The organism is Stenotrophomonas sp. SMYL20 (genome assembly GCF_036320045.1).
Classification (GTDB): domain Bacteria; phylum Pseudomonadota; class Gammaproteobacteria; order Xanthomonadales; family Xanthomonadaceae; genus Stenotrophomonas; species Stenotrophomonas maltophilia_A.
Window position 1 is genome coordinate 1 of record NZ_JAWIRT010000007.1, and the last position, 26609, is coordinate 26609.

Annotated in this window: 22 protein-coding genes and 1 pseudogene; 12 read left to right on the plus strand and 11 right to left on the minus strand. The window is 66.8% G+C overall.

Going from position 1 to position 26609, the window contains the following annotated elements; translation table 11 throughout:
• Nucleotides 1-233: pseudogene (locus V3B48_RS06810) on the plus strand (IS110 family transposase); the annotation flags it as partial.
• 99 nt (nucleotides 234-332) lie between these two features.
• Here V3B48_RS06810 and V3B48_RS06815 read toward each other — a convergent pair.
• Nucleotides 333-542 carry a cold-shock protein gene (locus V3B48_RS06815; protein ID WP_004153307.1) on the minus strand — a complete coding sequence of 70 codons (210 nt, stop codon included), beginning with the start codon at nucleotides 540-542 and terminating at the stop codon, nucleotides 333-335.
• A 301-nt stretch (nucleotides 543-843) separates the two neighbouring features.
• Between V3B48_RS06815 and V3B48_RS06820 the strand changes: the two genes are divergently transcribed.
• Nucleotides 844-1332: a YaiI/YqxD family protein gene (locus V3B48_RS06820; RefSeq protein WP_010484520.1), complete on the plus strand. Its 489-nt coding sequence runs from the start codon at nucleotides 844-846 to the stop codon at nucleotides 1330-1332.
• Nucleotides 1333-1338: 6 nt separating this feature from the next.
• On the opposite strand, the gene V3B48_RS06825 is transcribed toward V3B48_RS06820, so the two are convergent.
• Nucleotides 1339-2217, minus strand: a complete 879-nt coding sequence (locus V3B48_RS06825; RefSeq protein ID WP_329893408.1) for a pseudouridine synthase — start codon at nucleotides 2215-2217, stop codon at nucleotides 1339-1341.
• 124 nt (nucleotides 2218-2341) lie between these two features.
• Between V3B48_RS06825 and V3B48_RS06830 the strand changes: the two genes are divergently transcribed.
• The 3 genes from V3B48_RS06830 (at nucleotide 2342) to V3B48_RS06840 (ending at nucleotide 6232) form a co-directional block, all read left to right on the plus strand.
• A complete protein-coding gene (locus V3B48_RS06830) occupies nucleotides 2342-2890 on the plus strand; it encodes a YaeQ family protein (protein ID WP_121503056.1) in 549 nt (182 codons plus the stop codon).
• Entirely contained in the window at nucleotides 2887-4071 is a 1185-nt protein-coding gene (locus tag V3B48_RS06835) for an NAD(P)/FAD-dependent oxidoreductase (protein WP_329893409.1), read from the plus strand. The genes V3B48_RS06830 and V3B48_RS06835 overlap by 4 nt, the downstream gene beginning before the upstream one ends.
• Before the next feature lie 91 nt (nucleotides 4072-4162).
• Complete coding sequence (locus tag V3B48_RS06840) at nucleotides 4163-6232, plus strand: EAL domain-containing protein (protein ID WP_121503054.1); 2070 nt, start codon at nucleotides 4163-4165, stop codon at nucleotides 6230-6232.
• A 71-nt stretch (nucleotides 6233-6303) separates the two neighbouring features.
• Here the strand turns inward: V3B48_RS06840 and fabV are convergent, their stop codons facing one another.
• The 6 genes from fabV to queA form a co-directional block, all read right to left on the minus strand.
• A complete protein-coding gene (fabV, locus tag V3B48_RS06845) occupies nucleotides 6304-7563 on the minus strand; it encodes an enoyl-ACP reductase FabV (RefSeq protein WP_329893410.1) in 1260 nt (419 codons plus the stop codon).
• Between the two features lie 654 nt (nucleotides 7564-8217).
• A complete protein-coding gene (gene secF, locus V3B48_RS06850) occupies nucleotides 8218-9198 on the minus strand; it encodes a protein translocase subunit SecF (RefSeq protein ID WP_071228983.1) in 981 nt (326 codons plus the stop codon).
• Between the two features lie 15 nt (nucleotides 9199-9213).
• The gene (gene secD, locus V3B48_RS06855; RefSeq protein ID WP_049400105.1) at nucleotides 9214-11070 is read right to left on the minus strand and encodes a protein translocase subunit SecD; all 1857 of its coding nucleotides are present in this window, start codon (nucleotides 11068-11070) and stop codon (nucleotides 9214-9216) included.
• 61 nt (nucleotides 11071-11131) lie between these two features.
• Complete coding sequence (yajC, locus tag V3B48_RS06860) at nucleotides 11132-11476, minus strand: preprotein translocase subunit YajC (RefSeq protein ID WP_005409257.1); 345 nt, start codon at nucleotides 11474-11476, stop codon at nucleotides 11132-11134.
• 134 nt (nucleotides 11477-11610) lie between these two features.
• Nucleotides 11611-12741, minus strand: coding sequence for a tRNA guanosine(34) transglycosylase Tgt (tgt, locus tag V3B48_RS06865; protein WP_029379947.1), 1131 nt, complete (start codon nucleotides 12739-12741; stop codon nucleotides 11611-11613).
• 176 nt (nucleotides 12742-12917) lie between these two features.
• Nucleotides 12918-13985 (minus strand): tRNA preQ1(34) S-adenosylmethionine ribosyltransferase-isomerase QueA, encoded by a 1068-nt coding sequence (gene queA, locus V3B48_RS06870; RefSeq protein WP_049462689.1) that lies wholly within the window; start codon nucleotides 13983-13985, stop codon nucleotides 12918-12920.
• 210 nt (nucleotides 13986-14195) lie between these two features.
• On the opposite strand from queA, the gene V3B48_RS06875 reads away from it, so the two are divergent.
• Nucleotides 14196-15692, plus strand: a complete 1497-nt coding sequence (locus V3B48_RS06875; RefSeq protein ID WP_032128302.1) for an aminotransferase class III-fold pyridoxal phosphate-dependent enzyme — start codon at nucleotides 14196-14198, stop codon at nucleotides 15690-15692.
• Nucleotides 15693-15934: 242 nt separating this feature from the next.
• Nucleotides 15935-16528, plus strand: a complete 594-nt coding sequence (locus V3B48_RS06880; RefSeq protein ID WP_032128301.1) for a TIGR00730 family Rossman fold protein — start codon at nucleotides 15935-15937, stop codon at nucleotides 16526-16528.
• Between the two features lie 19 nt (nucleotides 16529-16547).
• Here the strand turns inward: V3B48_RS06880 and V3B48_RS06885 are convergent, their stop codons facing one another.
• Nucleotides 16548-19388 (minus strand): EAL domain-containing protein, encoded by a 2841-nt coding sequence (locus V3B48_RS06885; RefSeq protein ID WP_132809917.1) that lies wholly within the window; start codon nucleotides 19386-19388, stop codon nucleotides 16548-16550.
• A gap of 247 nt (nucleotides 19389-19635) precedes the next feature.
• Here V3B48_RS06885 and V3B48_RS06890 point away from each other — a divergent pair, with 247 nt between their 5' ends.
• The 5 genes from V3B48_RS06890 to V3B48_RS06910 all read left to right on the plus strand — a co-directional run bounded on the left by V3B48_RS06890 (nucleotide 19636) and on the right by V3B48_RS06910 (nucleotide 23822).
• The gene (locus tag V3B48_RS06890) at nucleotides 19636-20154 is read left to right on the plus strand and encodes an RNA polymerase sigma factor (RefSeq protein ID WP_229301232.1); all 519 of its coding nucleotides are present in this window, start codon (nucleotides 19636-19638) and stop codon (nucleotides 20152-20154) included.
• Nucleotides 20151-21155, plus strand: coding sequence for a hypothetical protein (locus V3B48_RS06895; protein WP_329893411.1), 1005 nt, complete (start codon nucleotides 20151-20153; stop codon nucleotides 21153-21155). The genes V3B48_RS06890 and V3B48_RS06895 overlap by 4 nt, the downstream gene beginning before the upstream one ends.
• A gap of 40 nt (nucleotides 21156-21195) precedes the next feature.
• Nucleotides 21196-21792 (plus strand): YigZ family protein, encoded by a 597-nt coding sequence (locus tag V3B48_RS06900; RefSeq protein WP_049400110.1) that lies wholly within the window; start codon nucleotides 21196-21198, stop codon nucleotides 21790-21792.
• Nucleotides 21785-23557: an ABC transporter transmembrane domain-containing protein gene (locus V3B48_RS06905; RefSeq protein ID WP_329893413.1), complete on the plus strand. Its 1773-nt coding sequence runs from the start codon at nucleotides 21785-21787 to the stop codon at nucleotides 23555-23557. The genes V3B48_RS06900 and V3B48_RS06905 overlap by 8 nt, the downstream gene beginning before the upstream one ends.
• Before the next feature lie 70 nt (nucleotides 23558-23627).
• Nucleotides 23628-23822, plus strand: a complete 195-nt coding sequence (locus V3B48_RS06910; RefSeq protein ID WP_005409247.1) for a hypothetical protein — start codon at nucleotides 23628-23630, stop codon at nucleotides 23820-23822.
• A 266-nt stretch (nucleotides 23823-24088) separates the two neighbouring features.
• On the opposite strand, the gene V3B48_RS06915 is transcribed toward V3B48_RS06910, so the two are convergent.
• Both V3B48_RS06915 and pdxY read right to left on the minus strand, forming a co-directional pair.
• On the minus strand, nucleotides 24089-25222 hold the full coding sequence (locus V3B48_RS06915; RefSeq protein WP_329893415.1) for a prephenate dehydrogenase: 1134 nt from the start codon (nucleotides 25220-25222) through the stop codon (nucleotides 24089-24091).
• On the minus strand, nucleotides 25219-26127 hold the full coding sequence (gene pdxY, locus V3B48_RS06920; RefSeq protein WP_032128295.1) for a pyridoxal kinase: 909 nt from the start codon (nucleotides 26125-26127) through the stop codon (nucleotides 25219-25221). The genes V3B48_RS06915 and pdxY overlap by 4 nt, the downstream gene beginning before the upstream one ends.
• Nucleotides 26128-26609: the final 482 nt, after the last annotated feature.

A 26609-nucleotide genomic window follows, 5' to 3' on the forward strand; every position in this document is an offset into this window, starting at 1 on the left:
AGGGCGCGCCAGTGCTGCGCCAGATGCTCTACATGGCCGCCATGGGGCTCAAGCGGTGTCGTCGGGGGCAACCGCTCTACGACGAGCTGTCAAAACGCGGTCACCCCAGCACCGCCGTCTTCAACATTCTGGCAAGGAAACTAGCCAAGATCGCCTGGGGCGTGTTCAAGAGCGGCCGGGACTTCGATCCGGCCATGCTGAAGGTGGGTCAAGCCTGCTTCCAGCAGGCTTGACCACGAACATAGGATCTCGACTCTACAAAACAGCGGGCAATAAAAAACGCCGGAAGCTTTCGCTTCCGGCGTTCTGGCTACCAAACGGTAGCAGACGGATTAGACCGCCTGCACCTGGTCAGCCTGCATACCCTTCTGACCCTGGACGGCGATGAAGGTAACCTTCTGGCCTTCCTGCAGGGTCTTGAAGCCGGTGCCCTGGATGGCACGGAAGTGCACAAACAGGTCCGGGCCGCTTTCCGGGGTGATGAAGCCGAAGCCCTTGGCGTCGTTGAACCACTTGACGGTGCCGGTCTGACGATCAGACATTTGACTAACTCCTGAAACACATGTTGAAAAAATCGCAGCCACCGGGTATCGGGGCCGAGACTGAGTTGCAGGCGTTGGTAAAGCGGATCGATGAGCGGATCGTGAGATCAACTGCACCAGGCCACGATTCACGGTGACCCTAGCAAACACAGTGGGACGAACGATACGCGTGTTTTCTGCAAAAAGCGATAGCCCGGACGTTCATGGGCAGACCCCGCCCGCTAGACGTGACAAGGGCTGGCAGCCGATCGAGGCTAACTCCGAGTCCCCATTCAGGATTTTCCTACCCTACACTGGGTAAATGACTGAAGCTGAAACCCAAGCTGAACCCGCTCTCCCACGCATCTGGGTAGACGCGGACGCCTGCCCCACCGTCATTCGCGACATCCTGTTCCGTGCCGCTGAACGCGTTGGTATCGAGCTGACCCTGGTCGCCAACCAGTGGATCCGGACCCCGCCCTCACGCTGGCTGCGCTCGATCCAGGTCCCCCAGGGCCTGGACGTGGCCGACAGCGCCATCGTCGAGCGGGTCGCCGCCGGTGACCTGGTGGTCACCCAGGACATCCCGCTGGCCGCACTGGTGCTGGAAAAGAAGGCGGTGGCGCTGAACCCGCGTGGCCAGCTGTACACCCCGAACAACATGGCCGAGCGGCTGTCGATGCGCAATTTCATGGAAGAGCTGCGCGGCGCCGGGGTGCAGACCGGGGGCCCACCGCCGCTGGGACCCCGTGACCGACAGCTGTTCGCCGCCGAACTGGACCGCTGGCTTGCGCGGCGCCCGGTTCGCTGAACGGCCCTACCCGCCCAGGCCGGGCAGGCACAGGCGGCGCTGGCTGCTGAACCGCCTGGGCTCCCCGCTCAATGGATCGTCGAAGGCCAGCCCCTGCGCCAGCAGCTGCAGGGGCGCCTCGACCGTTTCATCCGGGCGCAGCATCAACTGCGGATACAGGTCATCGCCCTCGATGGGGGCGCCCAGCATCGCCATATGCACGCGCAGCTGGTGCTTGCGGCCGGTTTCCGGCCGCAACCGGTAGCGCCAGACCGGCCCCTCGGCCTCGATCAGCTCGATCCGGCTGCGGGCATTGGGCTCGCCCGGCACTTCGGCCATGCGGAAGAACGGCTCCCCCGGCACCAGACGACTGTCCCGCTGCAACGGAAACGCCAGCCCGGGCAGCGCCGGTGCCAGCGCCTCATAGGTCTTCCCGATGCGCCGCTCGCGGAACAGCCGCTGATAGGCATCACGCGTGGCTGCCTGGGTGGAAAACAGCACCAGGCCGGCGGTCAGCCGGTCCAAGCGGTGCAGCGGCACCAGCTCGGTGTTGCCGGTGCGGGCGACCAGGCGCGACAGCAGGGTTTCCCGTACATACCCACCGGCCGGCGTCACCGGCAGGAAGTGCGGCTTGTCGGCCACCAGCAGGTGCGCATCCAGATGCAGGATGGTCTCGGCGAAGGGAATCACCGGCTCGTCGGCCACCTCGCGGAAGTACTGGATTTCCAGCCCCACCTGCCAAGGCATGTCCGGCGCCAGTGCCCTGCCCTGCGCATCCTGCACGCGGCCTCGGGCGAAGCGGTCCTGCCATTGCGCACGGTCGATGCGCGGGAAACGCGCGCACAGGCCATCGAGCAGGCTGGACCAGTGGCCGGGTGGCAGCTGCAGGCGGCTGGGCAAGGTCATGGCGTCCACTCCGGCCACGGGAAAGAGCGCAAGAGTGCCACCGTTGACGCTGCGCAGACAGACCGGCAACGGACACCCCTGGAGCAAACCTCTATCATTGTCGTCTTTAGTCCACGGACCCCCCATGGCCCTCACCGCCACCATCCGCAAGGCCGAACTGCAGATCAGCGACATGGATCGCGGCTACTACGCGACCCACAACCTGACCCTGGCCCAGCACCCGTCCGAGACCGACGACCGCCTGATGGTGCGCCTGCTCGCCTTCGCGCTGAACGCCGGCGACCGCCTGGAATTCGGCCGCGGCCTGAGCACCGATGACGAGCCGGATCTGTGGGAACACGACTACTCCGGCGACATCCTGCAGTGGATCGACCTGGGCCATCCGGACGAATCGCGTATCCGCAAGGCCAGCAATCGCAGCCGCCAGGTGCAGGTGATCAACTACGGCGGCAACGCCTCGGAGATCTGGTGGGGCAAGCAGAGCAAGGGCCTGGCACGCTTCGACAATCTCTCGGTGGTTGATCTGGACGGTGAATTCGTCGAGCGCTGGGGCCAGCAGATCCAGCGCGCCATGCGCTGGAGCGTGCTGATCCAGGACGGTGAAGTGCAGCTGCTCAACGACCAGATCCAGCTCGACGTGATCCCGAACTGGCGCAAGCGCGCCAAGGCATGAGCACGATCCGTTGCGACGTGGTTGTCATCGGCGCCGGTGCGGCCGGGCTGATGACCGCAATCACGGCTGGCCAGCGCGGCCGCCAGGTGCAGGTGATCGACCATGCCAACAAGGTCGGCAAGAAGATCCTGATGTCCGGCGGTGGCCGCTGCAACTTCACCAACACCGGCACCACCCCGGCCAACTTCCTGTCGGCCAACCCGCACTTCTGCAAGTCGGCACTGGCGCGCTACACGCCCTGGCACTTCATCGAGCTGGTCAGCAAGCACGGCATCGCGTATCACGAAAAAGAGCTGGGCCAGCTGTTCTGCGATGTCTCGTCCAAGCAGATCGTGAAGATGCTGATGGACGAATGCCAGGCGGCAGGCGTGCAGGTGCGTACCGACTGCAGCGTGCAGCGCATCGAGCATGGCAGCGATGGTTTCCGCGTGCACACCACGCAGGGCCTGTTCCATTGCGCCTCGCTGGTGGTGGCCACCGGCGGCCTGTCCATTCCCAGCATGGGCGCCACCGGCTTCGGCTATGAAGTGGCCCGACAGTTCGGCCACCAGGTGCTGCCGACCCGCGCCGGGCTGGTGCCGCTGACGCTCAGCGGCAAGCACCAGGAACGGCTGGCCGATCTCAGCGGCGTCGCTCTGCCCATCGAGGCGCGCTGCAACGGAAAGAGCTTCCAGAATTTCATGCTGCTGACCCATCGCGGCGTGAGTGGCCCGGCGATCCTGCAGATCTCCTCGTTCTGGCAACCCGGCGACGCGCTGGAGCTGGACCTGCTGCCCGGCCAGGATGCCGGCGAGTGGTTGCGCCAGATGAAGCGCGAACGTCCTGCCGCCGAGCTGCGCACGGTGCTGGCCGAGGTACTGCCGAAGCGGCTGGCACAGCGGTTGTGCGAACACTGGCTGCCCGACCGGCCCGTGCGCCAGCTGGACGAGCCGGTGCTGCGCCAGGCCGCACAGTTGCTGGGCGCGTTCCCGCTGGTGGCCAGTGGCACCGAGGGCTACCGCACCGCCGAAGTCACCCTGGGCGGCGTGGATACCGCCGAGGTCTCGTCCTCGACGATGGAATCCAAGCGCGTGCCCGGCCTGCATTTCGTCGGCGAGGTGCTGGATGTGACCGGCTGGCTGGGCGGCTACAACTTCCAGTGGGCCTGGGCCAGCGGCCACGCAGCCGGTGGCGTGGTGTGAACCACATCGCCGTTCAATGCGTGCAAGGGGTGCGCGCATGGACGGTTCGCCGCGCATCGTGTATCTAGATTTGCAGAATGGGGAGCAGTGCATGCAGAACGCGAACGACATCACCATCCGCCTGCTGATCGTCGATGACAGCGGCGAGAATGCCGAAGCCATCGTCAGCACGCTGCGCAACAGCGGCATCGCGGTACGCCCGTGGCGTCCGCAGGATGCAGCCGAGCTGGCCCAGGTGCTGGCCAGCCAGGCCATCGACCTGGTGCTGGCTTCGCCCTCCCAGGGCATCCCGCTGCCACTGGTGGCCCAGCATATTGCTGCCAGCGGCAAGGATATTCCGCTGGTGCTGCTGGCCGAGCGCATCGACGAAGACGAACTGGTGCAGGCCAGCAGCCACGGCATCCGTGCCCTCGCCCTGCGCCAACGTCCGGAGCATCTGCTCGCCGTGGTCCGTGACCAGTGGGTGGACCTGCAGGCGCGTCGTGGCCTGCGCCGCATCGAGGCGCAGATGCGCGAGACCGAGCGCCGCTGCGACGCGCTGATCGCCTCCTCGCGCGACCCCATCGCCTACGTGCATGAAGGCATGCACATCCGCGCCAACGACGCCTATCTGGAGATGTTCGGTTACGAACATTTCGACGACATCGAAGGCATCTCGCTGCTGGACATGGTCGCCGCCCAGCACGTGGAGGGCTTCAAGCAGCTGCTGAAGGGGCTGAGCCGTGGCGAGGCGCCGCCGCCGCAGTACCAGCTCGACGCGCGCCACGAGGATGGCAGTGCGTTCCCGGCGACGATGGAGTTTGCCGCTGCCACCTACGAAGGCGAATCCTGCCTGCAGGTGGTGCTCCGCCGCCGCATGGAATTCGACCCCGAGCTGGCACGTGAGGTCGAGGACCTGCGCCAGCGCGACCAGGTCACCGGCCTGCTCAATCGCCCGACCTTCATGCTGCAGCTGGAAAGCGCGGTGGCCCAGGCCGGGCGCAGCGAAGGCCAGTTCGGCCTGCTGCTGATCGAGCCGGACCACTACGCGCGCCTGCTGCCGGACATTGGCCTGGCCTCGGCCGACACCCTGATCGGCGCGCTCGCCGCGCTGCTGGCCGAAGTCGTTGGCGAAGACGCGCAGCTGGCCCGCTTCGGCGAACACAATTTCGCCGTGCTGCAGGCCGGGCCGTACGCGCAGACCGTGGCACTTGCCGAGCGCATCCGCGAAGCCTACGCCGCACACGTCTTCAGCATCGGCGCGCGCTCGGCCACGGTAACGGTCAGCATCGGTGGCGTGCAGGTGGGCGAGAAGATCGCCAGTATCGGCCAGGTGCTGGCACGCGCCAGCGAATGCACGCAGGCCGCCGCAGAACTGGGCAACACCTGCCGCATCTTCGACCCGGCCGCCGCCGACCGCGTGGAGGAAGAACGCGTGCTGCGCTGGGTCGCCCGAATCCGTGAAGCGCTGGCCGGTGACGGCTTCCAGCTGCACTACCAGCCGGTGCTGAACCTGCAGGGCGAGTCGCTGGAGCTGTATGAGGCGTACCTGCGCCTGGAGCACAACGGCGAACTGCTGAGCCCGACCGCGTTCCTCGGTATCGCGGAGGAGCACGGCCTGCTGGCCGACATCAACCGCTGGGTGGTGTCACGGGCCATCGCGGTGCTGGGCCAGCGTGCACGCGAAGGCCATGCCACGCAGATGCTGGTGAAAGTGACGCCGGAATCCTTCGACGACCCGCAGATGATCGCTACCCTGCGCCGCGAGCTGCAGGCTCAGGGCGTACCCGGCGAACGGCTGTGGCTGCATGCGCCGGAAGCGAAGGTGTTCACTCACCTGCGCAGTGCACAGCAGTTCCTTGCCGAAGTGGCACCGCTGGGCTGCCGCATCGGCCTGGAGCAGTTCGGTTCGGGGCTGGATTCGTTCCAGCTGCTGGCCCACTTCCAGCCGCAGTTCCTCAAGCTGGACCGTGGCTTCACCAGCGACCTGGCAGCCACCCGCGAGAACATCGACCGCATCAGCCAGATCACCGCGCGCGCGCAGGAAGCCGGCATCCGCACCATCGCCGAATTCGTCAGCGATGCCAATTCGATGACGTTGCTGTTCAGTGCCGGCGTGGACTACGTGCAGGGCGACTTCGTTGGCCCGGCGTTGCCGGAGATGGGTTTCGAGTTCGGATGACCGATGGTAGTGCCGGTCGCTGGCCGGCACCACCCAAAGAGAAGGCCGGCTTTCGCCGGCCTCTTCGTTGATCAGGTCATGTCGACCAGATTTTCGATCTTCACGTCCGGATTGACGTCGGCCTCGTAGTCGACACCCTCCACGCCAAAACCGAACAGGCGCAGGAAATCGGCCTTGTAGCCGGCCAGGTCACTGATCTCGTACAGGTTCTCGTTGGTCACCTGCGGCCACAGCGCGACCACCTTGCCCTGCACGTCCGCGGCCATTTCCTTGTAATCGGCACGCAGGCGGCCTTCCTCATCGACCAGCGCAACGGTGTGGCCATCGCCATCGACCAGATCGTGGCGCAGACGATCGACCGCCACGCCATCGGCCTTGCCGCCGTAGAGGATGTCGTACAGCACGTCGAGCTGTTCGATGCAGCCTTCGTGCGTGCCCTTTTCCTTCATCACCTTGAACAACAGCGACAGGTACAGCGGCATGGTCGGAATGGCCGAGCTGGCCTGGGTGACCACGGCCTTCAGCACCGACACGCGCGCGTCGCCACCGATCCTGGCCAGCTTCTCGCGCAGGCCCAGCACCTTGGTGTCCAGGTCCTTCTTGGCCGCACCGATCGAGCCATTCCAGTAGATCGCCTGGGTGATCTCTTCGCCCACGTAGGTGAAGGCGGTGGTGGTGCAGCCGTTGGCCAGCACGCCGGCATCGGCCAGCGCGTCGATCCACATCTGCCAGTCCTCACCGCCCATCACCGCGACGGTACCGGCGATCTCTTCCGGGGTAGCCGGCTGCAGATGGGTCTCGGTCAGCACTTCCTTGTCGGTATCCAGGCCACGCAGCGTGATCGGCTCGCCGATCGGCTTCAGCGTGGAGCTGATGATCTCGCCGGTCTTCGGGTGCTTGCGGCGCGGCGCCGCCAGGCTGTAGACGACCTGATCGACCTGGCCGAGATCGGCCTTGATCATTTCGATGGTCTTCGCCTTCACTTCATCGGAGAAGGCATCGCCGTTGATGCTCTTGGCGTACAGGCCGGCTTCGTCGGCGTACTTGTGGAACGCGGCGGAGTTGTACCAGCCGGCCGTGCCCGGCTTGGTTTCGCTGCCCGGACGTTCGAAGAAGATGCCCAGGGTTGCGGCGCCACTGCCGAAGGCAGCGGTGATGCGCGCAGCCAGGCCGTAGCCGGTGGAGGCGCCGATCACCAGCACGCGCTTGGGACCATTCTGGATCGGCGGACGTGCGCGGATGTAGTCGATCTGCTGCTTGACCGCGGCTTCGCAGCCGGTCGGGTGGGTGGTGACGCAGATGAAGCCGCGGACGCGCGGTTTGATGACCATGGATACCTCGGGTTGGCAGATGCGGCGCACGGGGCGCTCAGCAGGAATACGGGCGCGCGCCTGCGCGCGCGAACCGCAGGATCGTAGTGCGCGGGGGAAGATTGCACAACCGACGGCGGCGTAGGGTGGGGTTTGTTCTGCAGGGTTGCACCCTGCACCCGCAGAGGCCGGAGCAACGGCCGGAGCCGGAGCAACTTCAAAAGCTGGGTTCCTGTGGGTTGGCGGGGTGGGTCCGGTTGCGGGGGACGCCGTAAATCCGTCCATGGAGGCTGGGCCGCGGCATCCATGCCGCGGACACCCCCGCAACCGGACCCACCCCGCCTTCGACAGCTTCCCGCGATCTGTCGGACATGTCGCCGCTGCTGTTGGTAGGCGCCGACCGTTGGTCGACACGGTTGAATTCATTCGATATCTGACAGATGTGTCGACCAAGGTCGATACCTACCAACAGCCGCGCGGAACCGGTCTGGGGCAGAGCCCCCTGAGTCAGGGGGCGGCCGCGAAGCGGCGGGGGTCTGGGAGCTGGTAAGTGGGGCCCACGGTTCGCGCAGCGAACCGTGGGAGCGACAGCGCGCATGCGATGACGCGTACCAGCCCTGCACACAAAAAACCCCGCTTGCGCGGGGTTCTCTGTGTGCTGCGTGCAGCAGGTGCTTACGGGCGACGGGCCAGGGCCTCGATGTCCTTCGCCTTCGGCAGCAGGTCCTGCTTGCTGACGCGCAGGAAACCGATCGTCAGCATCGGCACCGCCACCAGGATCGAGGACAACACCACGATCACCGCACCGATCATGTGCGTCTCGGCCAGGCCTTCCATCGAGCTGCCGCCGTACATGTACAGGGCCAGCGCCGACAGGAAGAACATCACCGCGGTGATCACCGTACGCGACAGCGTCTGGTTGATCGAACGGTTCAGCACTTCCATCGAGTCCACGCGCAGGCTGCGGAAGTTCTCGCGGACGCGGTCGAAGACCACGATCAGATCGTTGATCGCAAAGCCCATTACCGACAGCAGGCCGGCCAGCACGGTCAGGTCGAACTCACGGCCCAGCAGGGACACGTAAGCAACCGTCACGATCAGATCGAACATCGCCACGATGCTGGCGGTGACCGCGAACTTCCATTCGAAGCGCACCGCGATGTAGATCAGGAAGCCGGCCAGCATGAAGATGGTGGCGTACAGGCCATTCATCGCCAGGTCCTTGCCGATCTGCGGGCCCACGAACTCGTTGCGGAGCACGGTGGCCTGGTTGTCGGCGGTGGACAGTGCCTTCACCACGGCGGCGGCGGTGGCCTTGTCCTCGTGCGCGGCGTCGCCGGTACCGGCAGCGTGCTCACCGTGCGGGGCCAGGCGGATCAGCAGATCGGTGTTGCCACCGACGCTCTGCACCTGGGCACCGTCGAAGCCACTTTCCTCGAGCTTGGTACGGACCTGCTCGACGTCCACCGCCTTGTCGAAGCGGGCTTCGATCAGGGTGCCGCCGGTGAAGTCCAGGGCGTAGTTGAAGCCCTTGAAGCCGATGATGGCAACCGAGGCCAGGAACACGATGACCGTGACGACCATCGCGACATGGCGCCAGCGCATGAAGTCGATCTTGGTGTCGTTCGGGAGGATGTGCAGCGGAAACAGTTTCATGTGCGTGTCGTCCCGTCAGATGGCCACGTTCTGGAGCTTCTTGCGGCGGCCGTAGATCAGCGTCGCCAGCGCACGCGACACGGTGATCGCGGTGAACATGGAGGCGAAAATACCGATGATCATGGTCAGCGCGAAGCCCTTCAGCGGACCGGTACCGAATGCGAACAGCGCCACACCGACGATCAGGCCGGTCAGGTTGGCGTCGAGGATGGTGCCGGAAGCACGCTCGTAACCGGTCACGATCGCGGTCTTGCCCGGCACGCCGGCACGCAGCTCTTCACGGATACGCTCGTTGATCAGCACGTTGGCGTCCACCGACAGGCCGACCGACAACGCCAGACCGGCGAAGCCCGGCAGGGTCATGGTCGCGCCGAACAGCGACATCACCGCCACCACGATCAGCAGGTTGAACAGCATCGCGATCGAGGTGATCACGCCGAACATGCGGTAGTAGACGCTGAAGAACACCAGGGTGAACAGGAATGCGAACACCACCGCGCGCATACCGTTCTTGACGTTCTCGGCACCCAGGCTCGGGCCCACCACACGCTCTTCGACGAAGTCCATCGGCGCGGCCAGCGAGCCGGACTTCAGCAGCTTGGCCAGGTCCTCGGCTTCCTTCTTCTGCAGGCCGGTGGTCTGGAAGTTCTTGCCGAACACGCCGTTGATGTTGGCCACCGAGATCACTTCCTCGTTGACCTTGAAGCCACGCACTTCCTGGCCGTCGACGACGGTCACGGTCGGCACGCGCTCGGTGTAGACCACCGCCATCGGCTTGTTCACGTTGGCGCTGGTGAAGTCGAACATGCGCTGGCCGCCGACATTGTTCAGCGTCACGCTGACCGCCGGAGAGCCGCTGTTCGAATCGGTCACCGCCTGCGCGCCGACCATCTGGTCACCGGTGACGATCACGCGCTTGTTCAGCAGGACCGGACCACCGCCATCACGACGCTGGTAGACCTTCGCTTCCGGCGGAATGCGCCCGGAGTTGATGGCGTCCTGTGCATTGCCGTCAACCACCGCGCGGTACTCGAGGGTAGCGGTGGCGCCGATCATGCGCTTGGCTTCGGCGGTGTCCTGCACGCCCGGCAGCTGCACCACCACGCGGTCGGCACCCTGGCGCTGGATGATCGGCTCAGCCACGCCGAGCTGGTTCACGCGGTTGCGCAGGGTGTTGATGTTCTGCTCGATGGCGCCGTTGGCGATCTGGGTGATCTCGGTTTCCGGCACGGTCACCGTGATGCGATTGCCACTGACGTCGTAGCCGAGGGTCGGCTGCGCCTTCACCAGGGCAGTGCGGGCACGCTGCGCGGCGTCGTCACCGGCGGACGGGCTCAGGTTCGCCACGATGCTGTTGTCAGCGCGGCGTTCCACCGACTGGTACGGGATGCGGGCGTCGCGCAGCGTGCTGCGCACGTCTTCGGTGTAGGCGTCCAGGCGCTTGTCCAGGGCGGCCTTCTGGTCGACCTGCAGCACGAAGTGCACGCCACCCTGAAGGTCCAGGCCCAGCACCATCGGGCGACCGCCGAGGTTGGCCAGCCAGTCCGGCACGGTCGAGGCCAGGTTCAGGGCCACGGTGTACTTTTCGCCGACCGTGTCACGCAGGGCGTCGCTGGCAGCGGACTGCGCCTTCAGGTCCGGCAGGCGGACGATCAGGCTTTCCCCTTCCTTCTCGGCACCGACGGTGGCGACACCGGCCTTCTTCAGGTCGGCCAGCACACGGTCACGCAGCGCATCGTCGATCTGGCCGCCACGGTTGGCGGTGATCTGGAGGGCCGGGTCCTTCTGGTAGATGTTGGGCAGCGCGTACAGCGCGCTGAGCGCCAGTACGATCAGGATGACGACGTACTTCCAGCGTGGAAATTCGAGCATTGCTTGGGTCCCGCGCGGCGCCATCCCCGGCGCCGCGGTTGTGCATCGGAAAGGGAGTGGCTTACTGGGCCGACTTCAGGGTACCGGCCGGCAGCACGTTGCCGACAGCGCCCTTCTGCACGCGGATGCGCACGTTGTCCGCCACTTCAATGGTGATGAAGTTGTCGCCGATGTCGGTGACGATGCCGGCGATGCCGCCGTTGGTCAGCACTTCGTCGCCACGCTTGATCTTCTCCAGCATGGCCTTGTGCTCCTTCTGCCGCTTCATCTGCGGGCGGATCATCAGGAAGTACATGATGGCGATCAGGATGACCGGGAACAGCAGCGTGGTCAGGCCCATGCCCTGCGGTTGGCCGCCGGCGGCCTGGGCGTGGGCGGCGGGAATCAGGAAGGCAAGCAGGTTCATTGTTGGTCCTTTGGTTGGGCGGCGCTTCGGCCCTTTCACGGGCACGAGGTGTCGACCGCGGATCTGGGTCAGCCTTGAAGTATGCCACGGCCCCGGGCGTTCGTCCTTGGGCCGTTTGGCAGGGGGTGTTCGGGTTACAGGGGCGGTGCTACCGCCCCGCGTGCCGCGTAGAAAGACTCACGGAAGGCCAGGAAGGTTCCCGCCTCGATGGCCGCACGGATGTCGGCCATGAGCTTTTCGTAATAGAACAGGTTGTGCAGGGTGCCCAGCATTGGCGCCAGCATCTCGTTGCAGCGGTCCAGGTGGCGCAGGTAGGAACGGGTATAGCCGCCGGTGCAGGCCACGCAGCCGCAGCCCGGCTCGATCGGGTCCATGTCGCGCGCGTACTGGGAATTGCGGATGCGGACGGTGCCGAACGAGGTGAAATAGTGGCCGTTGCGGGCGTTGCGGGTGGGCATCACGCAGTCGAACATGTCCACGCCACGTGCGACACCCTCGACCAGGTCCTCCGGCCGGCCCACACCCATCAGATAGCGCGGACGGTCGCCCGGCAGTTCCGGGTCCAGGTGGTCGAGCATGGCGTTGCGCTCGTGCTCCGGTTCGCCCACGGCCAGGCCGCCGATGGCGTAACCGTCGAAGCCGATCGCCTGCAGGGCCTCGGCCGAGCGGCTGCGCAGGTCGGTGTGCACGCCGCCCTGGACGATGCCGAACAGGGCCGCGTCGTTGCCGAGCTCGTCATGCGCGTTGCGGCTGCGCTGGGCCCAGCGCAGGCTCAGCTCCATCGAGCGGCGCGCCACATCCTCGGTAGCCGGGTACGGGGTGCACTCGTCGAAGATCATCACCACGTCCGAATCGAGCACTTTCTGGATCTTCATGCTCTCTTCCGGGCCCAGGAACACACGGGCACCGTCGGTGGGCGAGGCAAAGGTCACGCCCTGCTCGGTGATCTTGCGGCGGTGGGCCAGCGAGAACACCTGGAAGCCGCCGGAGTCGGTCAGGATCGGGCCATCCCAGCGGCAGAAGCCGTGCAGGCCGCCGTGGTCGGCGATGATGTCCAGGCCCGGGCGCAGGTACAGGTGGAACGTGTTGCCGAGGATGATCTCGGCGCCCAGCGCACGCACCTGGTCCGGCAGGATGCCCTTGACCGAGCCATAGGTCCCCACCGGCATGAAGGCCGGCGTTTCCACCGTGCCACGCGGGAAGGTCAGGCGGCCACGGCGGGCACGGCCGTCGCGGGTCTGGAGCTGGAACTGCAATCGGGACATGGAGCGGTCATTCGGGCAAATAGTCGCCCATTGTCTCCCAAAACCGGGTCGACCGCCCATTCAGGCCTGAACGGCACGGCAGTAGAGCCACGCCATGCGTGGCTTTCCTGGCCTCCAGGCACCGGCAAGTGCGCACCAACGGTGCGCACCCACCACAAGCAGGCAGAGGTCAGCGCCTACCCCGCCTGCGGGAACAGCAGCATCGCGTCGCCGTAGCTGAAGAAGCGGTAGCGCTGCTCGATCGCGTGCTGGTAGGCCTCGAATACGCGCTCCTTGCCGGCAAACGCGGAAATCATCATCAGCAACGTGCTTTCCGGCAGGTGGAAATTGGTCACCATCGCGTCGACGCTGCGGATGCGGTAACCGGGGGTGATGAAGATCTGCGTTTCACCCGCGAACGGCAGCAGTTCGCCATCGCGCATTGCACTTTCCAGCGCGCGCACCACGGTGGTGCCGACGCCGATCACCCGGCCGCCGGCGGCGCGCGTGCGCCGTACCTGCTGCACCAGCTCGGCACCCACGTTCAGCCACTCGCGGTGCATCACGTGGTCCTTCAGGTCATCGGCACGCACCGGCTGGAAGGTGCCCGCACCCACGTGCAGGGTGACGTGGCCGAAGTCCACGCCCTTGTCCTTCAATGCGGCCAGCAGCGGTTCGTCGAAATGCAGGCCGGCGGTCGGCGCGGCCACCGCGCCCACTTCACGCGCGAACACGGTCTGGTAGCGCTCGCGGTCATCCACACCCGGCTCGCGCTGGATATAGGGCGGCAGCGGCAGGCGGCCGGCATGCAGCAGCCACTGTTCCAGCGATTCCGGCACATGGAACTGCAGCACGTAGAACTCGCCATCGCGGCCCAGCACCTCGGCTTCGCCACCGGCATCCAGCGCGATGCGGCTGCCGGCCTTGGGCGACTTGCTGGCGCCCACCTGCGCGCGGGCCTGCTGGCCACCCAGCAGGCGCTCGATCAGGATCTCCACGCGGCCGCCACTGGCCTTCTGCCCGAACAGGCGCGCCGGGATCACCCGGGTGTCGTTGAACACCAGCAGGTCGCCCGGCTGCAGCAGCGACGGCAGGTCGCGCACCTGCAGGTCGGTGAAGGCATCGGGCGCCGGAGGCACCAGCAGCAGGCGGCTTGCGGAACGTTCGGCCAGGGGCGCCTGCGCGATCAGTTCAGCCGGCAGGTCGTAGTTGAAATCGGACTTCTTCAAGGCAGTGGGCGGCAACAGGTCGACAATGGCGCGCATTGTACGTCCAGCGTCTGCGAGCCGGCGTGCTTCGCGGCGAACGTCGCGCAAAATGCTGCTATGCAGCAGGTTTCTGCGGGGTTATCGCGCAAAAAAACAAGTGCTAGCATCGAGTCGGAAGTCCGCTGCACGAGCCTGCCCCAAGCGCGCGTGATGACGCGCGTTTTGCTTTTGAAGACCCGTGCGACCCATTGTTTCAGGAGATCTGCAATGAGCTTCATCGAACGCCTCGCCCCCCTGCGCAACCAGCCCGGCACCCGCCTCACCTCCGGCCTGGACGACGCCACCCTGACCGCCCTGTCCGCCAACCACCCGCAGCTGATCGCCGCGGTGGACGCCGCCGCCGAGGAATTCGCGCGCGTGCAGGCCGACCTGGGGCCGCTGCTGGCGCAGGACGAACAGGCGCAGATCGACGCGATGCAGGACGGTTTCGTCAATTTCTATGCCGATGACGCGGTGACCCCGTATGTGGCACTGGCCGCGCGCGGCCCGTGGGTGGTCACCCTGAAGGGCGCCGTGCTGTACGACGCCGGCGGCTACGGCATGCTCGGCTTCGGGCACACCCCGGACGCCGTGCTGGAGGCGATGGCCCGCCCGCAGGTGATGGCCAACATCATGACCCCCAGCCTGTCGCAGCAGCGCTTCATCACCGCCCTGCGTGCCGAGATCGGCCACCGCCGTGGCGGCTGCCCGTTTGCCCGTTTCATGTGCCTGAATTCCGGTTCCGAGGCGGTCGGCCTGGCCGCGCGCATCGCCGACGTCAACGCCAAGCTGCAGACCGACCCGGGCGCACGCCACGCCGGTGCTGCGATCAAGCGCGTGGTGGTCAAGGGCAGCTTCCACGGCCGTACCGACCGCCCTGCCCTCTATTCGGACTCCAGCCGCAAGAGCTACATGCAGCACCTGGCCAGCTACCGTGGCGAGGATTCGGTGATCACCGTGGCGCCGTACGACGAAGCCGGCCTGCGCAAGGTGTTCGAGGATGCCGCACGCAACCAGTGGTTCATCGAGGCGGTGTTCCTGGAACCGGTGATGGGCGAAGGCGACCCGGGCCGCTCGGTGCCGCCGTCGTTCTATGCCGTTGCCCGCGAACTGACCCGTGCCCATGGCAGCCTGCTGCTGCTCGACTCGATCCAGGCCGGCCTGCGTGCGCATGGCGTGCTCTCGGTGGTCGATTACCCGGGCTTCGAAGGCCTGGACCCGCCGGACATGGAGACCTACTCCAAGGCACTCAACGCCGCGCAGTACCCGCTGTCGGTGCTGGCGGTGACCGAGCATGCCGCGCAGCTGTACCGCAAGGGCATCTATGGCAACACGATGACCAGCAACCCGCGTGCACTGGACGTGGCCTGCGCCACCCTGGCCCAGCTGACCCCGCAGGTGCGCGCCAACATCGCCGAGCGTGGTGCCGAGGCCGTGCGCAAGCTTGAACAGCTGAAGAACGAGCTGGGCGGACTGATCACCAAGGTGCAGGGCACCGGCCTGCTGTTCTCCTGCGAACTGGCGCCGCAGTTCAAGTGCTACGGCGCCAACTCCACCGAGGAATGGCTGCGCCAGCACGGCATCAACGTGATTCACGGTGGCGAGAACTCGCTGCGCTTCACTCCGCACTTCGGCATGGACAGCGAAGAGCTGGACCTGCTGGTGGGGATGGTCGGCCGGGCGCTGCGTGAAGGCCCGCGCCGCGAGCAGGCAGCGGCGGCGTAAGTCTCGTTCTTTGTAGAGTCGAGCTTGCTCGACTCAGCCGTAGCCGCGATCTGAACGAAGTGCAGCCGAGCATGGCTCGGCTCTACAGGGGCCCACCGCGGTCTGAACGAAGGGCAGCCGAGCGTGGCTCGGCTCTACAGACGGCAACCGCGAAGGTCCATACTCCATAGACACCCCGTCCCTGACCGCCCTGCGGTCGGCGACGGGGCGTTTTCGTTTCCGGCCAAAAGACAGGAAGATCCATGAAATCGATCTGTGTGTACTGTGGTTCCAACGCTGGCAGCAAGCCGGCCTATACCGAACGCGCCCTTGCCCTGGGCGACCGCATCGCCCGCGACGGGATGCGCCTGGTGTACGGCGGCGGCAATGTCGGCCTGATGGGAACCGTGGCCAATGCCGTGCTCGCGGCCGGCGGCGAAGTGACCGGCGTGATCCCGCGCCAGCTGGCCGACTGGGAAGTGGCCCACCGCGGCCTGACCGAACTGGAAATTGTCGGTTCGATGCATGAGCGCAAGTCGCGCATGTTCGACCTCGCCGATGGCTTCGTCACGCTGCCCGGCGGCTTCGGCACCATGGAAGAGATCTTCGAGATGCTGACCTGGCGCCAGCTTGGCATCGGCAACAAGCCGTGCGCCTTCCTCGACGTGGAAGGTTTCTACGCCCCGCTGATCGGCATGATCGACCGCATGGTGGAAGAGCGCTTCCTGCACCCGGACCAGCGCCAGGACCTGTGGTACGGCTCGGATATCGAAGAGATGCTGGAGTGGATGAAGAACTACAAGCCAGCGCAGGCCTCGAAGTGGATCGACGAAAAGCGTCGCGCCGCCCTGCGCTGATGCTTTCCTGCGCGGCGGCTCAGACCGCCGCGCAGCTCCACGGTGCGGGCCGCCCCAGCAGATAGCCCTGGCCGTAGTCGCAACCCAGTTCGCGCAGGGTCTGCCGCTGCGCCTCGGTTTCGATGCCCTCACCGATGGTCTCGATGCCCAGCGTACGCGCCAACGACAGCACGCCCTCGACCAGCGCCCGCGTGCTCTGCACTTCCGGCCCATGCAGGCCGGCGATGAAGCTCTGGTCGATCTTCAGCGTACTGATCGGGAAACGGTGCAGGTAGGACAGCGCCGAGAAGCCGGTACCGAAATCGTCCAGCTGCACCTGGATGCCGCGCTCGCGCAGGCCCTGCAGGATGCGCAGCGTGTGCGGGCCATCGTCCAGCAGCGCCACCTCGGTGATCTCCAGGCGCAGCCGGTGCGGATCGGCACCACATGCATCCAGCAGGCCGAACAGGCGGCCGCTGAACCCGGCGGAGCGGAAATGGCGCGGTGATACGTTCACCGAGACGTAGCTCTGCCCGCCCTCGGCCAGGCCGGCAATCACCTGTTCGTAGATCAGCCAGTCGACCTGCTCGATCAGGCCGCTTTCCTCGCCCAGCTCCAGGAACGCCCCCGGCAGCAGCAGGCCACGGCGCTCATGCTGCCAGCGCAGCAGCGCCTCGTGGCCCACCACCTCGCCATCGGACAGGCGCACGATCGGCTGGTAGAACGGGACGAAATCGCGGTTGTTGATCGCACGACGCAGGTCGGCTTCCAGATCGAGGCTGCGCATGGCCTGCTCGCGCATGTCTTCGTCGAAGATCGCACAGCGGTCATGGCCCTGCGCCTTGGCCCGGTACATTGCCGCGTCGGCATCACGCAGCAGCTCTTCGCCGGTGCGGTAGCGGGGGTTCCACAGCGCGATGCCCAGGCTGCCGGACGGGAACAGTTCGCGCCCGGCGATCCACATCGACTCCTGCAGCGCCAGCAGCAGGCGCTGGCCAAAGTCCAAGGCCTGGGCCAGGCCCTGCGGGCATTGCAGCAGCACCGCGAATTCGTCACCGCCCAGCCGGGCCACCACGTCCTCGGTGCCGGCCATCGATACGATGCGCTTGGCCACTTCCACCAGCATGCGATCGCCGGCGGCATGGCCGATGCTGTCGTTGACCAGCTTGAAGCGGTCCAGATCGAGGAACAGCACGGCGAACACCGGGCCGCCCTCACGCTTGGCCAGGGCCAGCGCATCCTGCAGGCGGTCCAGCAGATGCAGGCGGTTGGGCAGCCCGGTCAGCGCATCGTGCATGGCCTGGTGAGTCAAGCGCTGTTCGGCACGCAGGCGCTCGCCGATCTGGCCGAGCAGCTTTTCGTTGACCTCGGCCAGTTCGCGCGTGCGCTCCTCCACGCGCTTCTCCAGCTCGGCATGCGCCGAGCGCAGCCGTTGCTGGTCGCGCTGACGGGCCAGGCCGGTACCGATGTTCTGCGCGACGAAGGTCAGCAGGCGCTGGTCATGCACGCTGAAAATGCTGTTCTCGCTGTAGCTCTGCACCACGATCGCGCCGACCACTTCGTCGTCGCGCAGCAGCGGTACGCCCAGCCAGCAGTGCGAGCGCGCACCGGATTCACGCACTTCGCCACTGGCCAGCAGCGCATCGATCTGCGCGCGTGATGCCAACAGTGGCCGCCGGTTGCGCACGACGTACTCGGTCAGGCCCCGGCTGAACGGTCGCGGCGCGCGGCTGGCGTTGTGCTCGTCCACCGAATAGACGAAGTCCAGGCCGTTGCCGGCCGGGTTGACCAGGGCGATGTAGAAATTGCGAGCGTCGAGCAGGCGCCCGACCACCCCATGCACCTGTCCGTAGAACTGCGCCAGGCTGTCGGCCGACATCGCCATCTCGGCGATGTTGTACAGGGCGGTCTGCAGCTGTTCGGCGCGTCGACGCTCGGCCACCTCGTCCTGCAGGCTGTGATTGGCGCGCTGCAGTTCCTGGGTGCGCCGCGCCACCTGCTGCTCCAGCCGCACCTGCGCCTGGCGCCGGTCCATCGCAGTCTGCACGTGCTGCGCAACGAAGCCCAGCAATGCGCGCTCGGCCTCGCCATAGCGGGCCGCCTGCTCATAGCTCTGAACCACGATGGCACCGCATACGCGGCCATCGCGCAGCATCGGCACGCCCAGCCAATCCAGGCTTTCGGGCCCGCGTTGCGGGTCGTGCTCCTGCTCCATCACCTGCGCCAGCAGTTCGCGCGAGGGACCACTGAGCGGCTTGCCATGACGCAGCAACGCCACGGTCAGGCTGCGCGGCATCTCGCTGGCGTCATGGCTCTGCGTGGGATCGGCGACGAAATCATCGACCTGATCGGCGAAGTACAGGAAACGGATCTGGTCGCGCACATCGTCGTATTCCACGATGTAGCAGTTCTCGGCATACATCAGCGTGCCCAGCACACCATGCACGTGGCGCAGCATCTCGGGCATTTCCAGGTCGGCACCGGCCAGATCTGCAATCTGGAACAAGGCCTGCTGCAACCGCTCGGCCTCTTCCAGCGCCTTGATCTGGCCGGCCTGGCGGCCGCGCTGCAGCGCCAGCTCCATCGCCTGCCGGGCAACCCCCCACCATGCCGGCGAAGGCACCGCGCCTTCCACCGACAACCGCAGGCGCGCCCCATCATGTTCCCAGCCGTGCTGGCCGTCGCCCACGCCTGGCGCTGCCGCATCACCTCCGGCAGTCGCCCTCGGCCAGGCCCCCTGGCCACGGCCAAGCTGCGGGTCATCCCAGCCGACGCGGACCACGGCCGTTTCCGGCAGAAGCGCATGCAACGCGCGCACCAGCGCCGTGCTCAGCACGGCCTCGTGTGGTGGCTCTTCCGCCGGTTCAGCATGCGTGGACAAATGACAATCTCTTGGCGCCGTCAGTGCGTCGCCTCCCCTGAGCCGCCGAGCATAGCGCGCCACCCGGGGGGCAATGGAAGCCCGTAAACCCCGAATCGTGCGCCCGTACGTTTTTCCTGCTGACCGTAGCCCCTTCCGAGCCATGACCCTCGCCCTGCCCGCCCTCGCCACCGGCTATGCGCCATCGCCTGCAGGCCTTACCCTGTACGCCGTGGAAGCCAGCGCACTGCCAACCGATGAAGCCTTGATGCTGGCCTGGGCCGGTGGCGACCTGCGCGCGTTTGAAAGCCTGTATGCGCGCCATCGCAAGCGCCTGTTCGGCTTCCTGCTGCGGCAACTGCGCGACAACGCGCTGGCCGAGGAGATCTTCCAGGACGTCTGGCAGCGGGTGATCAGCGCCCGTGCGGGGTGGCAACCGGACGCGGCGTTCAGCACCTGGCTGTTCCGCATCGCCCACAACCGCCTGAACGACCATTGGCGCGCCGCCCGCCACCGGCCGGCTGCCCCGGCCGATGCCGACCTGCGCCTGGCCGCGATCGAGGATGGACAGACCCCGGAAGGCGAGCTTTCCGAATTCGAACAACGTCGCCGCATCCAGCTGGCGATGGAACAACTGCCGCCGGAGCAGCGCGAAGTGCTGCAACTGCGGCTGGATCAGGAACTGAGCCTGGAGGAGATCGGCCAGATCACCGGCGTAGGCCGGGAAACCGTGAAATCGCGGCTGCGCTATGCGATGGACAAGCTGCGTGCGGGATTGAACGCATGAACCGAGACGAACCGCTGACGCCGGAAGAACGCGAGCTTGCCCGGCTGATCGGCCGTCGCGCCGAACAGGCACCGCCCGCCGCACTGGACGCCGCCATCCTGGCCGCGGCCCGCGCTGCCGTGGACGCTCCGGCTGCCGATGCGGTCGCCTCTCCCGAAGCACCACGTACGCAGCGCACACGCCCGCGTTGGCCGGCGGTGTTCGGCATCGCCGCTTCGATGGTGTTCGCCATCGGCATCGCCTGGCAGCTGCGTCCGGAACCGCCACCGGTTCCGGCGGGTGAGGCCGCTGTTGCAGCGGCACCGGCTGCGGCAGAAGACGTCGCTGCTGCCGATCAGGCCGCTGAGCGCAGTGCAGCCGACAGCGCGGTGGCGACTGCGGAACCGGCCGCTGCGCCCGCAGCACCCGAGGCAGCCCCGGTTGCCGCTGCCCCGGCACCGGCCATCGCGCGCGCAAGCAAGCCTGCGCCGGCCGGGACCGCTGAAGCGCCGGCCCAGGCTGCACGATCGATGGCTGCGGATGCGGCCGCCGATACCTCCTTTGCAGCCCTGCCGCCCGCTCCGGCCGCAGCGCCGGCAGCAGCCCCCCCTGCGCCTCCGGCTCCCACCGCCTACTCGGCACCCGCGCCGCTGATGGCGCCGGTTGTCGCCAGTGGTTCGCTGAAGGCGCGCTCGGCAGGCACGCCAGAGTCCAACAGCGTGCAGGCCGAACAGGCCCCGGCATTGGACCGGGTAGAAATCACCTCGATGAAGCGTGAGGCTCCCAGCCGTTCCGCACCTGGCATCATGCGCCGCGGCAGCGATGCGGGCCTGAGCGCGGATGCCGTGCAGGCCGAGGTGGACGCTGACGCACGACTGCCGCGCCGGCAGTGGCTGCAGAAGATCCGTACACGACGCGACGAGGGCCAGCGCGATCTGGCCCGTGCCAGCCTGGAGCGCTACATGCAGCAGTACCCGGAAGCACGCCTGCCGCGCGACCTGCGCCCGCTGCTGGACGACTGAAGCGGACGGGAATACCCGGCAACCCCGTAGAATGGCGGGAATGCTCGATACTCTCGCCCAGCCGGTCAGCCACACGCTGGAAGTCAAACACAGCCGTTTCATCGCCCATGCCGCGCCGATCGATGGCGCCGCAGCGGCCATGGCGTTCCTGCAGCAGGTTGCGGTGGCCGATGCCACCCACAACTGCTGGGCCTACCGGCATGGGCAGGACTATCGCTCCAGCGACGATGGCGAGCCGGCCGGCACGGCGGGACGTCCGATCCTGGCGGCGATCGACGGCCAGGGTTTCGACCGGGTGATGGTGGTAGTGACGCGCTGGTTCGGCGGTATCAAGCTCGGTGCCGGTGGCCTTGTGCGCGCCTACGGCGGCGCCGCCGCCGAGTGCCTGCGCACCGCCCCGCGCCTGCCGCTGGTGGCGATGGCCCGGCTGCAGCTGCTGGCCGGCTTCGAGGACCTGGGTACCCTGCATGCCACCCTGCCCGCCTTCGGTGCCGAAAAGCGCGATGAACAGTTCGATGCCAATGGCGTGTGCCTGCGGATCGAATTGCCTGCCGATCAGGTCGACGCATTGAAAATCCGCCTGCGCGACGCCACCCGTGACCGTATCCGCATAGAAGACGACGACCAGGATGACTGACAAGGACGACGCCCCCGCTTCGACCCCGCCACTGCGGCGCCTCGGCAGCCTGCGCACGCTGTGGCCGTTCGTGCGCCGCCACAGCGGCCTGTTCACCGCCTGGCTGCTGGCCCTGGCGGTGTCTTCTGCAGCCACGCTGAGCCTGCCTCCGGCGGTGAAGCAGATGATCGATCACGGTTTCAGCAGCGGCGGCCAGATCAACCGCGCCTTCGCCCTGCTGATGCTGGTGGCGGTCGTCATGGCGTTGGGAACGGCCGCGCGCTTCTACTTCGTATCGTTGCTGGGTGAAAAGGTCGTGGCCGACCTGCGCAGCCAGCTGTATGCCCACCTGATCCAGCTGGGCGCCGGCTTCCACGACCGCAGCCGCAGCGGAGAGCTAGTCTCGCGCCTGACCGCGGACACCGAACTGCTGCGCAGCGTGGTCGGCTCGACCATGTCCGTAGCATTGCGCAGCGCGGTCACCGTCATCGGCAGCCTGGCAATGCTGTTCGTCACCAGCCCGCGGCTGGCCGCATGGTCGCTGCTCGGCATTCCGCTGGCGGTGCTGCCGATCATCATCGGCGCGCGCAAGCTGCGCACGGTCGCACGCAACAGCCAGGACCGCATCGCCGATGCCAACAGCCTGGCCAGTGAAACCCTGGGTGCGGTACGCACGGTGCAGGCACATGCACGCGAGCCTTACGAGCGCGGGCGCTTCGACAAGGCACTCGGTGATGCCATCGGCGCCGCCCGTCGCCGCATCGGCGCACAGTCGCTGGTCACCGCCAGCGCCATCCTGCTGGTGTTCGGCGCCATCGTCGGTGTGTTGTGGCTGGGCGCGCACGACGTCATCGACGGCCGCCTCAGCGCCGGTACGCTGGGCCAGTTCGTGCTGTATGCATTGATCGGTGGCGGTTCGGTGGGTGCACTGGCCGAAGTATGGAACGAGCTGCAGCGCGCGGCCGGCGGCATGGGCCGCATCGGCGAACTGCTGCAGGAAGACATCGAGATCCGCGCGCCGGCACAGCCGCGCGCGCTGCCGCAGCCGCTGCATGGCGAGATCCGGTTCGACGACGTGGTGTTCCACTATCCGCAGCGACCGGACCAGGCCGCACTGGATCACTTCAACCTGCACGTCCGCCCCGGCGAGACCGTGGCGCTGGTGGGTCCCTCGGGGGCGGGCAAGAGCACGGTGCTTTCGATGCTGCTGCGCTTCCATGATCCAGCCAGCGGCCGCATCGACGTGGACGGCATCGACGTGCGCCAGGCCGACCCGGCCGAGCTGCGTGCGCAGCTGGCGCTGGTGCCGCAGCAGCCGACGCTGTTCGCTGCCAGTGCGCGCGACAACATCCGCTATGGCCGCCTGCAGGCCAGCGACGCCGAAGTCGAGGCTGCCGCGCGTGCCGCCGAGGCCGATGGCTTCCTGCGCGCGTTGCCGCAGGGCTATGACAGTGAGCTGGGCGAGCGCGGTGCCCGCCTGTCCGGTGGCCAGCAGCAGCGTGTGGCGATTGCCCGTGCGCTGCTGAAGGATGCGCCGATCCTGCTGCTGGACGAAGCGACCAGCGCGCTGGACGCGCAGAGCGAGCACAGCGTGCAGCAAGCGCTGGAGCGGCTGATGGCGGGCCGCACCACACTGGTCATTGCCCACCGCCTGGCCACCGTGCTCAAGGCCGACCGCATCGTGGTGATGGACCAGGGCCGCATCGTCGCCGAGGGCACGCACGCACAGCTGCTGGCCGAAGGTGGACTGTACGCTGAACTTGCGCGCCTGCAGTTCATCGATTGATGACGTCCGGCTAACATCGGCGCGGCCAAGCTGGCCGCGCAACAACCGCATCCGCTGAAGGAGGTGCACGATGTCGTTCCGTCAGTTCCCCGCCGTCGACAGCAACGGCGAAAGCCACATCATCATCGAGTTCAAGCCCGAGGCGAATGGCAGCGGGCATCACTCCGAAGCCACGCCACGCTACGAACTGGATGACGGGCGGCCGCTGGTGCGCGATGGCCGCGAGTTCACCACCAGTGGCGGCGAGCTGCGGCTGACGATCTGAGGTTCGCCGGGCATGACCCCGGCGCTACCCGATTTCGTATCGCCCCGCTCTGGCGGGTGTCGACCTTGATCGACGCGCGTTCTTGACTCTGGTAGGTGTCGACCTTGGTCGACACGCCTTTTGCCCAAGGCGGTCGAGCATGGCTCGACTCTACAAAAGGCGTGATCAATTTTTCACCAAGCATCTTGACAGCCTTTGCTGCCAAGGCCTGAGCAAGGTTATCCACACGTTTGCTCAGGAACCATCCACACCGCCTGTGGATGAATTCAGCCCAGTACCCGCCCGATGCCGCTGGCGTCCACGTCGGCTGCTGCCCGGGTGATCGCCGCAGCATCGCTGCCGGCCACGAACCCGATGCGGAAATGCACTTCGCCACCAGGCGTGCGCGAGGAATGGATCGAAGCCAGGCTGATGAGATGCTGCTCGAACACGTTCAGCAGCTCACGCAGTGAGCCTGGCCGGTCCTCCGGCAGGTGCACCGACAACGCATTACGCTCGGTCAGGTCAGCCAGCAGATAACCCACGCGTTCAAAGGTGTAGTTGCCGTCCGCCAGCGCCTGCTCGCCGAAGGCACTGCGGTTGGCCAACAGCAGCTGCTCGCGGAATTCACCACGCGCACGGTCGTCGCCCTGCCCGACCTGCGCCTGCAGGGCCTGCAGGGCCTGCAGCTGGCCGACCAGCCGTTCCAGCATCGGCGCCACGTACGGGTTACCGAACTGGATGTCTTCGTAGATCGCCGGGTTGAGCGACAGGATGCGCGAGATGATCGCCGTGTCCAGCTCGAACGATGCCGAGCGGTAAGGCATCATCGCGGCCAGAGCGCCGAGCTGCGGCTGGTACTGGCGCAGCACGCCGGCCTGGGCCAGGTGAGTGGCATGCACCATCGCCTGCACCAGCGCCATCATCTGGTCGTGGTGCTGCGGCGTGGCCCGCACGCACTCGGCCTGCAGCGCCGTGCACAGCGTATCGACCCACGGCTGCCAGTGCTGCAGGCGCGCTTCGCAGACCACCATCACCCGGCCCTTCAGCGTCGGCGCCTTCGGCGGCGCGGTCATCGGGTGCAGGCCGACCACTTCGGCTTGAGAGGCCAGCATCGCCTGCACCGGCGCTTCCTTCACCGAGGTCACGTCCAGCCACAGCCGGTCCTGCTCACGGCCGGCCGACTGCCACACGTACTCGGCAATCAGAGCCGGCGTATGCCGGATCGGTGCCGAGAACACCAGCACGTCGGCCTGCGCCAGCAGCTGTTCCGGCGTATGCGAGTCCGGATCGGCCGGATCGTGGCCGATCACCTGCAGCTGCATGTGCTGCTGGAAGAAGCGGCTCAGCCAGCGCCCATAGGCGCCGGCACTGCCGACGATGCCGACCGTGCGCGGCGTGCGTTCGAGCAAGCCGCTCATGCCACGCGTTCGGCGCGGAAGCGCGTGCCTTCGGCCAGTGCGGCAGGCGCCGCCGCGATCACGTCGAACTCTTCGAAGCCATTGTCCAGAGTCGCCTCCAGCGCCGCATGGGTACCGGCAATCGCACGCGAAATCGCCTGCTGCATCGATTCACCTCGCAACAGGAACGACACCACCAGCGACATCAGCACGTCACCGGTGCCGGCCACGTCCACCGGCAGCAGCGGCGAAGTCCAGCGCCAGGTTTCCTCGCGACCGACCGCCAGGGTCACCAGCTCACCCGGGTTACCGCCCACGCTGTGCGCGATCACCCAGTGCGGGCCACGGTCCAGCAGCGTGCGCGCGGCGGCGATGGCATCGGCCTCGGCCAGTGCCGGCATACCGGTCAGACGATTCAGTTCGAAGGCGTTCGGGGTCACCAGCCAGGCATGCGGCAGCAATCGCTCGGCGAAGATCGCTTCCAGGCCCGGTTCCACGTAGGGGCCGGTGTGGGTGTCACCAATCACCGGATCCAGGCAGTAACGCAGCTGCGGACAGACCGGCAGGATGTTGTCCAGCCAGTCGGCGAAGGCGGCACCGTTGGCGGTGCTGCCGAAGTAGCCGGAAACCAGCATTTTCGCCCGCTGCGGCAGGCCGCGCTCGTGGGTGCCCAGCAGCAGGTCGGCGAACCAGTCGGCGGGCAGCACCCGACCGCGCGTGGTGTCGTAGAACGGCGCATTGCTCAGCAACACGGTCGGAATTTCCGCGACGCGCACACCGAGCGCACGCATCGGCGGTACGGCGGCGCTGTTGCCGGCGTGGCCGTAGACAAGTTGCGACTGGACCGAGATGACATCGATCGGCGACGGGCCATCGGGCCGCTGGCGGCGGCCGTGGACCAGGTGGTTATCAAGGGATTCGCTCATGCCCGCATTCTACGCCCAAGGGAGTTTTCGGCAGGGCTTGCAGCCCTGCACCTGCTCAATGCAACGGCAACCGCAACGGCCGAAGCCAAAGCGGCATTCCGTGGGGTGGCGGGGCGGTGTCGGAGTGCGGGGACGCCGCAAGTACGTCCTTGTAGGCTTCGCAGCGGCATCCATGCCGCTGACACCCCGCAATCCGACACCGCCCCACCTTCGACAGGTTCACGCGGCTGTTGGTAACTGCGGCTGTTGTTCCGCGCGGCTGTTGGTAGGTGTCGACCTTGGTCGACACATCTGTCAGATATCGAACGAATTCATCCGTGTCGACCAAGGTCGACACCCACCAGAGCAGTACCCCGTTCCGACAGACCGCGGGAATCTGTCGAAGGCGGGGTGGGTCCGGTTGAGGGGGCGTGAGCGCCATGGATGGCGCGACCGAGGCTACAGGGACGTATTTACGCCGTCCCCCTCAACCGGACCCACCC

Excerpts from the sequence above, each read along its gene's own strand:
- fabV (WP_329893410.1), bottom strand. The coding sequence starts at position 7,563 with ATGGTCATCAAACCGCGCGTCCGCGGCTTCATCTGCGTCACCACCCAC.
- V3B48_RS06830 (WP_121503056.1), top strand. The coding sequence starts at position 2,342 with ATGGCCCTCACCGCCACCATCCGCAAGGCCGAACTGCAGATCAGCGAC.
- secD (WP_049400105.1), bottom strand. The coding sequence starts at position 11,070 with ATGCTCGAATTTCCACGCTGGAAGTACGTCGTCATCCTGATCGTACTG.
- V3B48_RS06840 (WP_121503054.1), top strand. The coding sequence starts at position 4,163 with ATGCAGAACGCGAACGACATCACCATCCGCCTGCTGATCGTCGATGAC.
- V3B48_RS06815 (WP_004153307.1), bottom strand. The coding sequence starts at position 542 with ATGTCTGATCGTCAGACCGGCACCGTCAAGTGGTTCAACGACGCCAAG.
- yajC (WP_005409257.1), bottom strand. The coding sequence starts at position 11,476 with ATGAACCTGCTTGCCTTCCTGATTCCCGCCGCCCACGCCCAGGCCGCC.
- queA (WP_049462689.1), bottom strand. The coding sequence starts at position 13,985 with ATGCGCGCCATTGTCGACCTGTTGCCGCCCACTGCCTTGAAGAAGTCC.
- pdxY (WP_032128295.1), bottom strand. The coding sequence starts at position 26,127 with ATGAGCGAATCCCTTGATAACCACCTGGTCCACGGCCGCCGCCAGCGG.
- V3B48_RS06890 (WP_229301232.1), top strand. The coding sequence starts at position 19,636 with ATGCTGGCCTGGGCCGGTGGCGACCTGCGCGCGTTTGAAAGCCTGTAT.
- V3B48_RS06820 (WP_010484520.1), top strand. The coding sequence starts at position 844 with ATGACTGAAGCTGAAACCCAAGCTGAACCCGCTCTCCCACGCATCTGG.
- secF (WP_071228983.1), bottom strand. The coding sequence starts at position 9,198 with ATGAAACTGTTTCCGCTGCACATCCTCCCGAACGACACCAAGATCGAC.
- V3B48_RS06915 (WP_329893415.1), bottom strand. The coding sequence starts at position 25,222 with ATGAGCGGCTTGCTCGAACGCACGCCGCGCACGGTCGGCATCGTCGGC.
- V3B48_RS06825 (WP_329893408.1), bottom strand. The coding sequence starts at position 2,217 with ATGACCTTGCCCAGCCGCCTGCAGCTGCCACCCGGCCACTGGTCCAGC.
- V3B48_RS06875 (WP_032128302.1), top strand. The coding sequence starts at position 14,196 with ATGAGCTTCATCGAACGCCTCGCCCCCCTGCGCAACCAGCCCGGCACC.
- V3B48_RS06895 (WP_329893411.1), top strand. The coding sequence starts at position 20,151 with ATGAACCGAGACGAACCGCTGACGCCGGAAGAACGCGAGCTTGCCCGG.
- V3B48_RS06905 (WP_329893413.1), top strand. The coding sequence starts at position 21,785 with ATGACTGACAAGGACGACGCCCCCGCTTCGACCCCGCCACTGCGGCGC.
- V3B48_RS06835 (WP_329893409.1), top strand. The coding sequence starts at position 2,887 with ATGAGCACGATCCGTTGCGACGTGGTTGTCATCGGCGCCGGTGCGGCC.
- V3B48_RS06880 (WP_032128301.1), top strand. The coding sequence starts at position 15,935 with ATGAAATCGATCTGTGTGTACTGTGGTTCCAACGCTGGCAGCAAGCCG.
- tgt (WP_029379947.1), bottom strand. The coding sequence starts at position 12,741 with ATGTCCCGATTGCAGTTCCAGCTCCAGACCCGCGACGGCCGTGCCCGC.
- V3B48_RS06900 (WP_049400110.1), top strand. The coding sequence starts at position 21,196 with ATGCTCGATACTCTCGCCCAGCCGGTCAGCCACACGCTGGAAGTCAAA.
- V3B48_RS06910 (WP_005409247.1), top strand. The coding sequence starts at position 23,628 with ATGTCGTTCCGTCAGTTCCCCGCCGTCGACAGCAACGGCGAAAGCCAC.